Consider the following 14,261-nt stretch of genomic DNA (forward strand, 5'->3'; position numbering starts at 1 on the left):
CCCGCCTTCACCGGAAGATGAAAGAAGAAAACCGGGAGCGAAACATGGCGGGCGATTTCGACGGCAAGATCGTGCTGGTTACTGGTTCTTCCACCGGTCTCGGCGCGGCTATCGCAATCGGCGCTGCAAAGCGCGGGGCGAAAGCGGTGATCGTCAATTATGCGCGCAGTGCGAAGGAAGCGGAAGAAACCGCCGATACCTGCCGCTCGGCCGGTGCGGAGGTGGCCATCGTACAGGGTGACGTCAGCGAAGACGCCGACTGCAAAAAGATCGCGGAAGCGGCCACAAAATTCGGCCGCGTCGATGCGCTCGCAAACAACGCCGGCATCACCAAGATGGCGCCGAACCACGCCGACCTGAATGCAATCTCGAAGGAAGATTTCTTCCGGCTCTACGCCGTGAATACCATCGGCCCGTTCCAGATGCTGCGGGCAACGCGCGCGCTGCTTGAAGCCGCCCCGCGGCCTAGCGTGCTGATGACATCGTCCATCGCAGCGGTAACAGGCGTCGGCTCGTCGGTCGCTTACGGCGCGAGCAAGGGCGCGCTCAACACCATGACGATCGCACTGGCCCGCGCGCTCGCACCGAAAATCCGCATCAACGCCATTTGCCCCGGCTTCATCGACACGCCGTGGTTCACGAAAACCATCGGCGATCAGGCGGCCGCCGCGCTGCGCGAGCGCGTAATCGCAAATTCGCCGCTGAAAGTCGCATCAACCGCAGAGGATGTCGCCGACGCCGCGCTGTTCTTTTTGTCGGATGCTTCGCGCAACGTCACCGGCGAAACACTGCTGATCGATGCCGGGATGCATCTCGGCTTCTCGCCGCTAGTGGCCCGCTGATTACTTTTTCCCGCCGGGCACAAACGCCTTGTCACGGAAATAGAGGATCTGCTGGCTGGTAGCGAGCAGTCTGCCGCCGCGCGACCAAAGCCACGCGGATTGGTCGGCGTAGCCGTTCGCGAAAATGCTCGCGTCGGCAACGCCAAGTACGAAGTCGTCTCCCACTTCCGCGAGATCGGATTCGTCGCAATGGAAGTAGGTCGTCATGGAAACCGTGCCGACCTGAATCAGCCTTCCGAGCACATGAAACGGCCGCGCAAAAAACGCGTCGCTCATATTCATCAGCGACAAGAAATCCATTTTACGCGCCGGGTTGTCGCGCATCCACACTTCCGTGCGCGCACTTCCAAGCGGGGCATCTTCGTTCGGCCGCATCGCCGGGAATCCGCTGGCGAAGCGCATGTCGAAACGGCTGATCCACGCCAGCGGTGCGCTCGCCTTCGGCGGGTCGATTTTCTCCGGCGGCGGGACATCCGGCATCTTGCCGGACGTATGGAAGAAGCCTTCGGGCCGCGCGGCGAAAACCAGCGTCGCGGTGCTGACGATGTCCGCGCCCTGTTTCATCTCCACGGAAAAATGCTGCGTCGAGCGGTTGGTACGCTTCTCGCTCACAAAAATCTCGAACGCCTCCTTCGCGACCGGCGCGCAATAATTGATGGTCATGGCGAGTGGCAGGTTCTGCCGCGCCGGATGTTCCATCGCGGCATGCAGCAGCGTCGCCGCTGTCGCGCCGCCGAACGGGCCGGTGAAATTCCAGTAGGCGTCGCTGGTCTTTCCGGAAACTTTGTCGCCGGATTTTTCCAGCGCGGTTGCCGCGTCCAACGGATGCATCGAAAACCCCTGTTGCAACTTCGCAAACTGTGCGCGCAGCTTTCGCGCGCTTAGTCCGCGAAGTTCAACCAAACGCGAAAGCAGTGCAAGGGTGACGTGGCGTCAACCTGAAAGCACGGGCGTCAGTTTATCTCGACGACGACTTTACCCTTCGCTTTTCCAGCCTCCAGATAAGCCAGAGCTTCGGCAATCTGTTCGAGCGGGAATTTCCGGTCGAGGATAACTTTCATTTTTCCTTGCTCTATCAAGCTACCCAGTTCCGCCAGTTCGCTGCCGCTTGGGTGCATGAACAGAAAGCGGTACTCGACATTAGCCGCTCTTGCGCGCGATCTCAGTTTATAGCTGGCAAGCCAGAACAAGGCCGCGAGCGAATAACCACGGCCGAGATCCTTGAGCGCGGTTTGCGGCTCCGGCAGCGCAGAAACCGAGACGATTTTCGCGCCAGCTTTCATGACCCCAAACATCTCGTTTAGTGTTTCGCCGCCAACCAGATCGAAACCGGCGTCGAATACCCGCCCGCTGTTCGATAATTTCTGCGAAGTGTAATCGATCACGTCGTCAGCCCCGAGCGAACGAACCAGCGCATCGCCTCGTTTCGAGGCCGTGGTCGTAACATGCGCCCCGAGCCATTTCGCAATCTGGATCGCGAACGTGCCAACGCCACCGGCACCCGCCGTAATCAGCACCCTGCTCCCAGGCTTTAGCGAGAGTTCATCACGCAAGGCTTGCAGTGCGGTGAGTCCCGCCAACGGCACAGCGGCTGCGGTCGCAAAATCGAGTTGCGCAGGAATGAGCGCCGCGTGTTCTTCATCCACTATTGCCTGCTCGGCGAATGCACCGCCCAGATCTTTCCTGAGCCGCGCGAAGATGCGATCACCTACGCGGAAACGTCTCACGCCATTGCCGACCGAAATCACTTCGCCCGCGACTTCGTTGCCGAGCACGAACGGAAGTTTCGGCCGGTAGATAACGCGCAGCTTGCCTTGCCGGAATTTGAAATCGACCGGATTGATCCCCGCAGCGCGAACGCGCACAAGAATTTCATGTGGTCCCGGCACCGGCACGGGCACTTCGGTCAGTTGCGAACCTTCCGAACCGCCGTATCGGTTCATAACGTAGGCGCGCATGAATTCCCCGTTCGTAACTATGGTGCCGGCGCCCGGACTCGAACCGGGACAGAGGTTTCCCTCCGAGGGATTTTAAGTCCCTTGCGTCTACCATTCCGCCACGCCGGCAACGGAGCGGAACATAGGCGCGGGCTGTGCCTGCTTGCAACCAAAGTGGGCAAGAACGCCGCTCGCACTCGGGGAAAAATCGCCTAATATCGGCGCATGTCCTGGCTGCCCTCGCAAGATCCGATTCTCGGCGACAAGCGCTCCTGCGATGCGCTCGAGCTCGTCATCGTCCCGCGCGCGCGCGACCTCGGCGATTTCGAGGTGCGCCGTGCACTGCCCCACGGCAAGCGGCAGATGGTCGGCCCCTTCATCTTCTTCGATCAATTCGGCCCCGTGCAGTTTGTCGCCGGTCAGGCAATGGACGTGCGGCCGCATCCGCATATCGGCCTTGCGACCGTCACCTATCTTTTCGACGGCCGCATCATGCATCGCGACAGTGAAGGCAATGCGCTCGAAATCACGCCGGGCGCGATGAACCTGATGACCGCGGGCAGCGGCATCGCCCATTCCGAACGCACGCCCGGCGACGCGCGCGGCGGCGGCCTAAAAATGAGCGGGCTACAAAGCTGGATCGCGCTGCCGAAATCGCACGAAGAAACCGCACCAACATTTCAGAACTTCACCGCCGAAAGCCTGCCCGTGATCGACGACGGCGCATTCCGTGCGCGCGTGGTCGCTGGGAAAATGTTCGGCAAGGAATCTCCGGTCGGTATGTATTCCGATTGGTTCTATGGCGAAGTCGTACTCGATGCCGGCGCTATCGCGCCACTCGATCCCGATTACGAAGAACGCGCGATTTATGTGGTCGAAGGCGAAGTGGAGATCGCAGGCGACCATTTCGAGGCGCCGCGTCTTCTTATCTTCCGTCCCGGCGACCGCATCACCGTTCGTGCCGTCACCAAAGCACGGCTGATGTTTCTGGGCGGCGCCGCGCTCGAAGGTCCGCGCTACATCTGGTGGAACTTCGTCCACTCGAGCAAGGAACGCATCGAGCAGGCGAAGGAAGACTGGAAGACCGGCCGCTTCAAGCAGGTACCCGACGAAACCGAGTTCATTCCCCTGCCAGAGAAATAAAAAATCGCGCTGGCGAGCGGAACGAGCGGCCAGCGCAAATGATAAACGGCATAAGCCGTGACCCACAACGTCCAAGGAAACGCCACATGTTCGAGACGACGATTGCCGGAAGTTTGCCCAAGCCAGCATGGCTCGCGGAGCCGAACGTGCTGTGGGCGCCGTGGAAACAATCCGGCCAGGCGCTGCGCGATGCCAAGCGCGACGCGACAGTGCTCATTCTGAAAGAACAGGAGGATGCCGGCATCGACATCCTCACCGACGGCGAGCAGTCCCGGCAACATTTCGTTCACGGCTTCCTCGAACAGGTCGAAGGAATCGACTTCGCAAATAAGATTGAAATGGGCATTCGCAACGACAGATATAAAGCGATGGTGCCGCAAGTCGTCGGCGAATTGAAACTGAAAGGCCGCGTCCACGAATTCGAGGCGAAGGTCGCACGCGCGCATACCAAGCGCCGCCTGAAAATCACCATGCCCGGCCCGATGACCATCATCGATACCATTGCCGATCAGCATTACGGCGACCGCGTGAAGATGGCGATGGCATTCGCGAAGCTGCTGAACCAGGAAGCGAAGGCGTTGGAGAAAGACGGCGTCGATACCATTCAGTTCGACGAGCCGGCTTTCAACGTTTACATGGACGAAGTCACGCAATGGGGCATTGACGCGCTGCATGTCGCAGCTGAAGGCCTCTCCTGCACCACCGCTGTCCATATCTGTTACGGCTACGGCATCGAAGCCAACCTTGCGTGGAAGAAAACGCTCGGCGACGAGTGGCGGCAATACGAAGACATCTTCCCCGCCATCGCAAAAAGCAAAATCCAGCAGGTCGCACTCGAAGCCCGCAATTCCCGCGTGCCGCTCGAACTGATCGGCCTCCTCGAAGGCAAGGACGTGCTCGTCGGAGCGATCGACGTGGCCAGCGACGAGATCGAAACGCCGGAAGAAGTCTGCGCCGTCATTCAGGAAGCGATGCGCTACATCCCGAAAGACCGCATCTTCCCCTGCACCAACTGCGGCATGGCGCCGATGAAGCGCGAAATCGCCTTCGCCAAGCTCGCTGCACTCGGCAAGGGCGCGGCGCTGGCGCGCGAGCGCTTCGGATAACGATTGCCTTGGCGGGCCGCGAATGATTTGCTCTCCTGCGCAGGAGGGAAATCATGCTGCGTTCCGTATGGCTCGTTGCCGCCGTTCTCGCGGCGTGGCTGACCACCGCAAGCGCCGATACGTTGAAACGCATCGGCGAGAGCGGCATCATCCGCATCGGCCACCGCGCCGACGCGCAGCCGCACTCCTTCCGCGACAATAACGGCAACGCCGCGGGCTATATCGTCGACCTGTGCCGCGACGTGGCGCAGGCAGTGCAGCAACAACTGAAGCGCGACGTGAAGATCGAGTTCGTGGTCGTCACCTCCGAATCTCGCTTCGAGATGCTGCGCGAGAACAAGATCGACCTGCTCTGCGATCCGAGTTCGATCACGATCTCGCGCCGCGAGATTGTCGACTTCTCCATCCCGACCTTCGTGGACGGCGCAGGCGTCGCCTTTCGCGGCAACGAAATCGAGCGCTTCGAGGACTTTCAGGGAAAACGCGTCGGTGTGCTGAGCGGCACCACCACGCACGACCTGCTGCGTGGCTCGCTCGCGCAACTCGGCGTCAAGGCGGAAGTCGTGGTCGCGAAAGACCATCGCGAAGGAATCCGCCTGCTGGCGGAAGGAAAGATCGACGCCTACTTCGCGGATCGCGCCATTCTTGCTTTCCTTCATTCGCGGCGCGAACAGGGTCAGCAGTTCAAACTCGGCCGCAAATATTTCAGCTACGAAACATATGGCCTCGCGCTGCAACTAGGCGATGCATCGTTCCGCCTTATCGTCGATCGCACGCTGGCGCGGCTCGCGCGCCAAGGACGCATCGAAGCGCTCGCGAACAAGAACTTCGGCATGACTGCAGACGAACTGCTCCGCACCATGATCGCGATCAACTCCCTGCCCGATTGACATGGCTGCCCCGCGTTTGATTTGAATCAAACGGACCGCGGACCGCGCACAACAGTATTTCGCCGTACAAAAACGGATGAATGTCATGAACGTTGGAATGGCAGACCGCGTGGCGCGTATCGTGCTCGGACTTGCGCTGCTGGCTTTTGCGCTCGGCTATATCTTCCCGGCAACCGGCTTTAACTGGCTTGGCTGGATCGGCGTCGTGCCAATTCTGACCGCGCTGATCGGCTGGTGTCCCGCCTATACATTGTTCGGCGTCACGACCTGCCCTCGCAAATCGGCATGAAGAATCGCCGTGCAGAGCGCCTAGCGCTCCGCACGCGCGAAAACGTCCATCAGTTCCGCGACCTTCTTGCGCTGCTCAGCCTTATTGCCGCTACGGATTGCGCCCTCGACGCAATGCCCGACATGATCGCGCAGGATTTCGTCCTCGACCTTGCGAAGTGCTGCGCGCACGGCGGATAGCTGCGTCAGGATGTCGATGCAGTAACGGTCCTCCTCGACCATGCCCGCAAGACCGCGCACCTGCCCTGCAATTCTGTTGAGACGCTTCAGGGTTTCGGACTTGGCTTCCTTTTGCATGGGGTCTATATACCCCCCTAGGGTATATGCCGCAAGGGCCGAGAATGTCCGATCATCATGCACACGACCACAACCATCACGACAAAGCCGCGCCAAAGAGTTGCTGCGGCGGCGCTCACGGAAAACTGGACGCGCACAAGGTGAAGGACCCCGTCTGCGGAATGATGGTCGATCCGCACACCGCGAAACATCGCGCCGAACATCGCGGCCATACCTATTACTTCTGCAATCCGAAATGCCGCGAGAAGTTCATCGCCGATCCGGAAAAGTATCTGTCGGACCAGCCGCGCAAGGACTATGTGCCCGCAGGCACGATCTACACCTGCCCGATGCACCCGGAAGTGCGGCAGGTCGGCCCCGGTGCCTGCCCGATCTGCGGCATGGCGCTGGAACCCGAACTCGTTTCGCTCGACACGCCGCCGAACCCTGAGCTTGCCGACATGACGCGGCGATTCTGGATCGCGCTCGCGTTGTCGATCCCGGTACTATTTCTGGAAATGGTGCCGCACCTCACCGGTATCCGCTTCGTACGCGCAGAATGGTCTGGACCGCTCCAGTTCGCTTTGGCGACGCCGGTCGTGCTTTGGGCCGGATGGCCATTCTTCGAGCGTGGCTGGGCGAGCTTGCTTACGCGAAACCTGAACATGTTCACGCTGATCGCGCTCGGCACCGGCGTCGCATGGCTTTACAGCGTAGTCGCGCTTTTTATTCCCGGCATCTTCCCTCCCGCATTCAAGGACCATCACGGCAACGTCGCGCTTTATTTCGAGGCGGCGGCAGTCATCACCGCCCTCGTGTTGCTGGGACAAGTGTTGGAGTTGCGGGCGCGCGAACAAACTTCCGGCGCGATCCGTGCACTCCTCGGTCTCGCCCCGAAACAGGCACGCCGCGTGAAAGATGACGGCAGCGAGGAAGAGGTCGCAATCGACACCGTGCAGGCGGGAGACAAGCTCCGCATCCGTCCCGGCGAGAAGATTCCGGTCGATGGTGTCGTAATCGAAGGCCGCTCGTCGCTCGATGAGTCGATGGTCACCGGTGAGTCGATGCCGGTCACAAAGGATAGTGACGCGAAACTGATCGCCGGAACCGTGAACCAGAGCGGCGCGCTGGTGATGCGCGCGGAGAAAGTCGGCCGCGACACCATGCTGTCGCAAATCGTGCAGATGGTGGCGCAGGCGCAGCGTTCCGCCGCGCCGATCCAGCGTCTCGCGGATCGGGTTTCCGCGTGGTTCGTACCGCTGGTGATCGCCGCCGCGCTCGCCGCTTTCGCGGCGTGGAGTCTGTTCGGGCCGGAACCGCGCTTTACCTATGCACTGGTCGCTGCCGTTACCGTGCTCATCATAGCCTGCCCCTGCGCGCTCGGCCTCGCGACACCCATGTCGATCATGGTCGGCGTCGGGCGCGGCGCGCAGAACGGCGTGCTGGTGAAGAACGCCGCGGCGCTGGAGCGCATGGAGCGCGTCGACACGCTGGTCGTGGACAAGACCGGCACGCTGACCGAAGGCAAGCCGAAGTTGGTCAGTATTGTCTCGCCCTCGTTCGAGGAAAACGAATTGCTGCGTCTGGTCGCGAGCGTCGAGCGCGCCAGCGAGCATCCCATCGCCCATGCCATCGTCACGGCGGCGCAGGAGCGCAAGATTTCGCTGGCAGAAGTCGCGCAGTTCGACTCTCCCACAGGCAAAGGCGCATTCGGAACGGTGGAGAGCAAGCAGATTACGCTCGGCAGCGCCGCCTTCCTGCGCGAGCGGGGTGTCGAAACCGGAAACTTCGAGGCGCAAGCGGATAAGCTCCGCGCCGAAGGTGCGACTGTGATTTTCGCGGGCGTTGACGCCAGGGCCGCAGGGCTATTCGCGATCCGCGATCCGCTGAAAGAAAACGCGCGAGAAACCATCGCGGCATTGCGCACCGAAGGTGTGCGCATCGTCATGCTTACCGGCGACAACCGCACCACCGCGGACGCCATCGCTCGCGAACTGGGCATCTCGGAAGTCGAGGCGGAAGTGCTGCCCGAACGGAAGAAGGAAATCGTCGAACAACTCCGCACCAAGGGCGCAGTGGTTGCGATGGCAGGCGACGGCGTGAACGACGCACCTGCCCTCGCCGCAGCGGATGTCGGCGTCGCAATGGGCACCGGCACCGATGTTGCGATGGAAAGCGCAGGCATAACGCTGCTGAAGGGCGACCTCGCCGGAATTCTACGCGCGCGTCACCTGTCGCAGGCGACAATGCGCAACATCAGGCAAAACCTGTTCTTCGCGTTCTTCTACAACGCGGCAGGTGTGCCGGTTGCAGCAGGCGTGCTCTATCCGGTATTCGGAATCCTGCTGTCGCCCATCGTCGGCGCGGCTGCTATGGCGCTCTCTTCCGTCAGCGTGATTGCAAACGCACTACGGCTTCGGATTGCGAAAGTCTGATCTGCGGAAACAATCGCGGTCTTCGCGCGAAAATCAAGAGACGGCTTTGGCCGTCTTCTTCGCGTTCAGTTCCGCAAGGATGCGCGCGGACATTGCTTCTACGTCTGCCTTCGCTACCGCGAGCTTCTCAGCATCGCGCGAACGCACCACCACACGCGTCGCAAATCCCTTTTCCGACATATAGGGATATGAACCAATCGTTGTCTCCGGATGGTTCTTCGCGATTTCGCGCAGGTCGCTCGCGATGTCGCCTTCCTTCAATCCGGCATCGATGGTTTCGGAAAGCACCTTCACGCCGGTTTTGAGTTGCGGCAATACCCAGTCCAGCATCGCGCGCATGATGGAAGGAACGCCCGCCATCACGATTACGTTGCCGAGCCAGAAGCCCGGCGCTTTGGAAACGGAATTGACCACAAGCTCCGCGCCATCGGGAATCCGCGCCATGCGCATCCGTGCTTCGTTCAGTTCGCCGTCGGTGAAGCGCTCTTTCAGCAGTGCGACCGCCCGTGGGTCGTGGCCGATGCCCACGCCGAAGGCTTTGGCCACCGCATCCGCGGTAATGTCGTCATGGGTTGGACCGATGCCGCCGGTCGTGAACACATATGAGTAGCGGAAGCGCAGCGCGTTCAGCGCGGCCACGATCTCCTCCTCCATGTCCGGGACAAAACGCACCTCGCGCAGGTCGATGCCGATGGCGGTCAGGTTCTCTGCGATGTGTCCGACATTGGTGTCCTTGGTACGCCCGGAAAGCAGTTCGTCGCCGATCACGAGGATACCGGCAGTGACGAGCGTTTGCGGATTATCGGCCATGCGAGGGATTATCCGGCACCCGGCCCGCGAACGCCAAGAAATATAATTCGCAAGGTCCCCATGCGATTTTGATGGACCCCTGAATTATTGTGCATCATCGTAGCGGCAAGCAAAGAGGCGTTCGCACTGCGAAACGCCCGCGACCCGAGGAACGCCCATGAACAGCCAGCCTGCCGTGAAAGCGGCGGAGTCCGCCGCGCCGCAAACAAAACCGCCATTCAGGCCGCTGAACTTCGCGCCCGTTTCCGTCGAACGCAGCGAGCGCCCCGACGGCGCGATCCTGCTGCGCTCGCGCTACCCGCTTCCCGAATTCGATCCCTCGCTCGCGAACCTGTTTCGCCGGGCCGTCGAGAAAGCGCCCTCCCACGTTTATCTCGCGGAGCGTGCCGGCAATGACTGGCGCAGGATTACGTTCGAGCAGGCACGCGGCAAGGTGGATGCGATCGCCTCCGCCTTGCTCGAACGCGGCCTTTCCGCCGAACGGCCGGTGATGATTTTGTCGGGCGGCGCCATCGACCACGCGATGCTGACCCAGGCATGCCATGCCGCCGGGATTCCGGTGGCGCCGATCTCGGTCGCCTATTCGCTGATGAGCAGCGACCTCGCCAAGATCAAGTACATTACCGAACTCTTGAACCCCGGCCTTGTCTACGCCGCCGACACCGGCCCCTTCGCGAAGGCGCTGGCGATCGCGGGAACGAACGCAGAAATCGTCGCGAGCAGCAATTCCGCAAATCTTGAGAACGTCACGCTGTTCGATCAGCTCGCGCAGACGAAACCCGGCGCGGCGCTTGAAAAAGCGGTCGCCGCGATTACGAAAGATACGCTCGCGAAGTTTCTGTTCACCTCCGGTTCGACCAACCTGCCGAAAGGCGTCGCGACGACGCACGGCATGCTCACCGCCAATCAGGAACAGATCGTCGGCTCTTGGCCCTACCTGCAAGAAACGCCGCTGGTGCTGTGCGACTGGCTGCCGTGGAACCATACCTTCGGCGGCAGCTTCTGCTTCAACCTGCCCGCGCGCCTCGCGGGCACAATGCATATCGACGGCGGCAAGCCAGCGCCGGGCCTGATCGAGCAGACCGTGAAGAACGTCGCGGATGTTTCGCCGACGACCTACTTCAACGTGCCCGCGGGCTACGCCATGCTCCTGCCATTCCTCGAACGCGACGACGCGCTCGCGAAAAAATTCTTCGCACGCCTGCAAATGATTTTCTACGCAGGCGCATCGCTCCCGCAGGATCTCTGGGACCGCCTCGAAAATCTCTCCGTGCGCATCACCGGCGCGCGCGTGCCGATGGCGACCGCGTGGGGCACCACGGAAACCGCACCGCTCTCCCTGATGCAGCATTTCTTCGCCGACGGTCCGGGCGTGATCGGCGTGCCGTGTCTAGGCGTCGAGACCAAGCTCGTCCCGTCCGGCAACAAGCTCGAAATCCGCGTGCGCGGGCCGAACGTCTCGCGTGGGTACTGGAAACGCGACGACCAGACCGAAACCGCGTTCGATGAAGAAGGCTTCTACAAATCCGGCGACGCCGTGCGCTTCTCAGACCCGAACGATCCCGATAAAGGCCTGATTTTCGATGGCCGTCTCGCGGAAGACTTCAAGCTCACCAGCGGCACATGGGTACAGGTTGGAACGCTCCGCGTCGCCGCCATCGCCGCCTGCTCGCCCGTGGTGCAGGACATGGTGATCTGCGGCGAAGGACGCGAGCATGTCGGCGTGCTGGTCTGGCTCAACCCCGCAGGCGCCGCGAAGATTGCGAGCGTCGAAGCCTCGACACCGCTTCCCGCGTTGGCAAGCCACGAAAAAGTGCGCGAGCATGTCGCAGTGGCGCTCAAAAAATGGAACGCAACGCAGTCCGGCCTCTCCGGCAAGATTGCCCGCGCAATCCTGCTGCCCGACGCCCCTTCTATCGACGCCAACGAAATCACCGACAAAGGCTATATCAACCAGCGCGCGGCGCTGGAGCGGCGCGCGCCGGAGATTGCCCGGCTGTTTGCAGCCTCGCCCGGCCCCGAAGTCATCTTCGCCGCCTGACGCGGAACGATTAAGTTTTGAGCGCGTTGCATCAATCCTGTGCGCTGCCGCCTTTTGCGCCAGAACGCCGCTGCTGGCATGCTGCGGAACGGAAATAACCCGCCTCGCCGGAGCAAGACTTGTCAGCGCGTAATCCCGCCTTTTTCAACGAAATGCACGCGCCCGACGGCTCGGTCCGGCCCGCTTATATCCAGCTCGCGCACTGGCTGAACACAGTCCCGAAGGACGTCCTCGAATATCGCCGCAAGGAAGCTGAGTTCATTTTCCGGCGCATCGGCATCACCTTCGCAGTGTATGGCGACGCCGCTTCCACCGAGCGGCTCATTCCCTTCGACATCATTCCGCGCATCATCACGGCCGGCGAATGGAAGAAGCTCGCGCGCGGGCTGGAACAGCGCGTGAAGGCGCTGAACGCCTATCTCAACGACGTCTACCACAAGCGCGAAATCCTCCGCGCCGGTATCGTTCCCGAAGATCTGGTCTACGGAAATCCTGTCTTCCGGCCCGAAATGAACGGAATGAACGTACCGCACAACGTCTACGTCAATATCGCGGGCGTAGATGTGGTGCGTGTCGATCCCGACAACTTCTATGTGCTGGAAGACAACGCGCGCATTCCCTCCGGCGTCTCCTACATGCTGGAGAACCGGGAAATCATGTTGCGGCTGTTTCCCGAACTGTTCATCGACCACCCGGTCGCGCCGGTCGAGAATTACGCCGACGAATTGCTCGCAACCCTGAAATCAGTCGCGCCTATCACGTCATCCGGCGAGCCGAATGTCGTGTTGATGACGCCCGGCATCTACAATTCCGCTTATTACGAACACTCCTTCCTCGCCGATAAACTCGGCGTGGAGCTGGTCGAAGGCCGCGACATGTTCGTGAAGGGCGACATGCTCTACATGCGCACGACCGAAGGCCCGAAGCGCGTGGACGTGATCTATCGCCGCGTGGACGACGATTTCATCGATCCGCTGGTGTTCCGCAACGACTCCATGCTCGGCGTGCCGGGGCTGATGTCGGTCTATCAGGCCGGCAACGTCACGCTCGCCAATGCAATCGGCACCGGCATCGTCGATGACAAGGCCGTCTACAGCTACATGCCGGACATCATCAAATTCTATCTCGGCGAAGAACCGATCCTGAAGAATGTCGATACCTGGCGTTGCCGCGAGCCGGACCACCTGAAATACGTTCTCGAAAACATCGAGCAGCTTGTCGTGAAGGAAGTCCACGGCTCCGGCGGCTACGGCATGCTGATCGGGCCTGCCGCCGATAAGAAGACCATCGAGAATTTCGCGGCGAAGGTGAAGAACGATCCGCACGGCTTCATCGCGCAGCCGACGCTTTCGCTCTCCGCCTGCCCCACCTTCACCGACGCCGGCATCGCACCGCGCCATGTCGACCTGCGCCCCTTCGTACTGACGGGCCGCGACCGCGTCCGCATCGTGCCGGGCGGACTGACGCGCGTCGCGCTGAAGGAAGGTTCGCTGGTCGTGAACTCGTCGCAGGGCGGCGGCACGAAAGACACCTGGGTGCTGGATCGCTGACATGCTCTCGCGCACCGCAGACAACCTCTACTGGCTATCCCGCTACGTCGAGCGCGCCGAGTGCCTCGCGCGCATCCTCGATGCCACTTATCGCCTCTCTGCGCTCCCGCAGGGCTACGGCGGCGAAACCAACGAATGGAAATCCGCGCTGGCGACGGCAGGATGCCTCGTTTCCTTCTTCGAGAATTACGAGGAAGCGAACGAGCGCACCGTCACCGAGTTCATCGCCTTCTCGCCCGCGAACCCCGCCTCGATCCGCAACTGCCTCGAAATCGCGCGGCAGAACGCGCGCTCGGTCCGTACCGCGCTCACGATGGAAATGTGGGACGCGATCAATTCGGCATGGCACGAAATGCGCCGCTACGATCCGAATCGCGCGACGCGCGAGGAGTTCTCGCGCTTCCTCAATTTCGTGATGGAAACCTCGGTACGCTTCGACGGCACCAGTTTCCGCACCATGCTGCGAAACGACGCTTATTGGTTTTCGCGACTCGGTTTTCTCGTCGAACGTGCCGACGCCACCGCGCGCATCCTCGACGTGAAGTATCATGTGCTCTTGCCGCGCGAAGCGCAGGTCGGCGGTCCGCTCGATTATTTCCAGTGGGCCTCGATCCTGCGTTCCGTATCGGCACGCACCAGCTATCACTGGGTTTACCGCGAGAGCGTGAAGCCGTGGCTGGTCGCGGACCTGCTCATTCTAAACCGGCAGATGCCTCGTTCGCTCGCAAGCTGCTACGAGAACATCAATCGATACCTCGACGATCTCGCGCAGTTCTACGGACGGCAGGGTCCGGCGCAGCGCCTCGCCCGCGCCATGACCTCGAAACTCGAAAACGGAAAGATGGACGACATCTTCCAGTCGGGTCTCCACGAGTTCATTACAAGTTTCCTGATCGAGAACAATCGTGTCGGCAACGCGATTGCCGATCAGTACCTGATCTGA

General features: G+C 61.3%; 13 protein-coding genes and 1 tRNA gene. 9 read left to right on the plus strand and 5 right to left on the minus strand.

Annotation, left to right across the window (positions count from 1 at the left end):
* Positions 1-44: 44 nt before the first annotated feature.
* The gene (locus KF794_09225) at positions 45-842 is read left to right on the plus strand and encodes an SDR family oxidoreductase (GenBank protein ID QYK43979.1); all 798 of its coding nucleotides are present in this window, start codon (positions 45-47) and stop codon (positions 840-842) included.
* On the opposite strand, the gene KF794_09230 is transcribed toward KF794_09225, so the two are convergent.
* The 3 genes from KF794_09230 to KF794_09240 form a co-directional block, all read right to left on the minus strand.
* On the minus strand, positions 843-1,673 hold the full coding sequence (locus KF794_09230) for a thioesterase family protein (GenBank protein ID QYK43980.1): 831 nt from the start codon (positions 1,671-1,673) through the stop codon (positions 843-845).
* A gap of 122 nt (positions 1,674-1,795) precedes the next feature.
* Positions 1,796-2,800 (minus strand): NADP-dependent oxidoreductase, encoded by a 1,005-nt coding sequence (locus tag KF794_09235; GenBank protein QYK43981.1) that lies wholly within the window; start codon positions 2,798-2,800, stop codon positions 1,796-1,798.
* A gap of 20 nt (positions 2,801-2,820) precedes the next feature.
* Positions 2,821-2,908 (minus strand) — tRNA-Leu (locus KF794_09240).
* 96 nt (positions 2,909-3,004) lie between these two features.
* On the opposite strand from KF794_09240, the gene KF794_09245 reads away from it, so the two are divergent.
* From KF794_09245 to KF794_09260, 4 genes are all read left to right on the plus strand, one after another.
* Positions 3,005-3,922 carry a pirin family protein gene (locus KF794_09245; protein QYK43982.1) on the plus strand — a complete coding sequence of 306 codons (918 nt, stop codon included), beginning with the start codon at positions 3,005-3,007 and terminating at the stop codon, positions 3,920-3,922.
* An 86-nt stretch (positions 3,923-4,008) separates the two neighbouring features.
* Positions 4,009-5,028: a methionine synthase gene (locus KF794_09250; protein QYK43983.1), complete on the plus strand. Its 1,020-nt coding sequence runs from the start codon at positions 4,009-4,011 to the stop codon at positions 5,026-5,028.
* 53 nt (positions 5,029-5,081) lie between these two features.
* Positions 5,082-5,918, plus strand: a complete 837-nt coding sequence (locus KF794_09255; GenBank protein ID QYK43984.1) for an amino acid ABC transporter substrate-binding protein — start codon at positions 5,082-5,084, stop codon at positions 5,916-5,918.
* Positions 5,919-5,994: 76 nt separating this feature from the next.
* Positions 5,995-6,207 carry a DUF2892 domain-containing protein gene (locus tag KF794_09260; protein ID QYK43985.1) on the plus strand — a complete coding sequence of 71 codons (213 nt, stop codon included), beginning with the start codon at positions 5,995-5,997 and terminating at the stop codon, positions 6,205-6,207.
* Between the two features lie 20 nt (positions 6,208-6,227).
* Here the strand turns inward: KF794_09260 and KF794_09265 are convergent, their stop codons facing one another.
* Positions 6,228-6,503: a metal-sensitive transcriptional regulator gene (locus tag KF794_09265; protein QYK43986.1), complete on the minus strand. Its 276-nt coding sequence runs from the start codon at positions 6,501-6,503 to the stop codon at positions 6,228-6,230.
* A gap of 44 nt (positions 6,504-6,547) precedes the next feature.
* On the opposite strand from KF794_09265, the gene KF794_09270 reads away from it, so the two are divergent.
* Positions 6,548-8,917 (plus strand): heavy metal translocating P-type ATPase, encoded by a 2,370-nt coding sequence (locus KF794_09270; protein ID QYK43987.1) that lies wholly within the window; start codon positions 6,548-6,550, stop codon positions 8,915-8,917.
* 33 nt (positions 8,918-8,950) lie between these two features.
* Here the strand turns inward: KF794_09270 and KF794_09275 are convergent, their stop codons facing one another.
* Positions 8,951-9,727: a competence/damage-inducible protein A gene (locus KF794_09275; GenBank protein QYK43988.1), complete on the minus strand. Its 777-nt coding sequence runs from the start codon at positions 9,725-9,727 to the stop codon at positions 8,951-8,953.
* Positions 9,728-9,884: 157 nt separating this feature from the next.
* On the opposite strand from KF794_09275, the gene KF794_09280 reads away from it, so the two are divergent.
* The 3 genes from KF794_09280 to KF794_09290 all read left to right on the plus strand — a co-directional run bounded on the left by KF794_09280 (position 9,885) and on the right by KF794_09290 (position 14,261).
* Positions 9,885-11,768 carry a feruloyl-CoA synthase gene (locus tag KF794_09280; protein ID QYK43989.1) on the plus strand — a complete coding sequence of 628 codons (1,884 nt, stop codon included), beginning with the start codon at positions 9,885-9,887 and terminating at the stop codon, positions 11,766-11,768.
* 152 nt (positions 11,769-11,920) lie between these two features.
* Positions 11,921-13,318 carry a circularly permuted type 2 ATP-grasp protein gene (locus KF794_09285; protein ID QYK46658.1) on the plus strand — a complete coding sequence of 466 codons (1,398 nt, stop codon included), beginning with the start codon at positions 11,921-11,923 and terminating at the stop codon, positions 13,316-13,318.
* A 1-nt stretch (position 13,319) separates the two neighbouring features.
* Positions 13,320-14,261 (plus strand): alpha-E domain-containing protein, encoded by a 942-nt coding sequence (locus KF794_09290; protein ID QYK43990.1) that lies wholly within the window; start codon positions 13,320-13,322, stop codon positions 14,259-14,261.

The sequence above is a fragment of the Xanthobacteraceae bacterium genome (assembly GCA_019454205.1).
Taxonomy (GTDB): Bacteria; Pseudomonadota; Alphaproteobacteria; order Rhizobiales; family Xanthobacteraceae.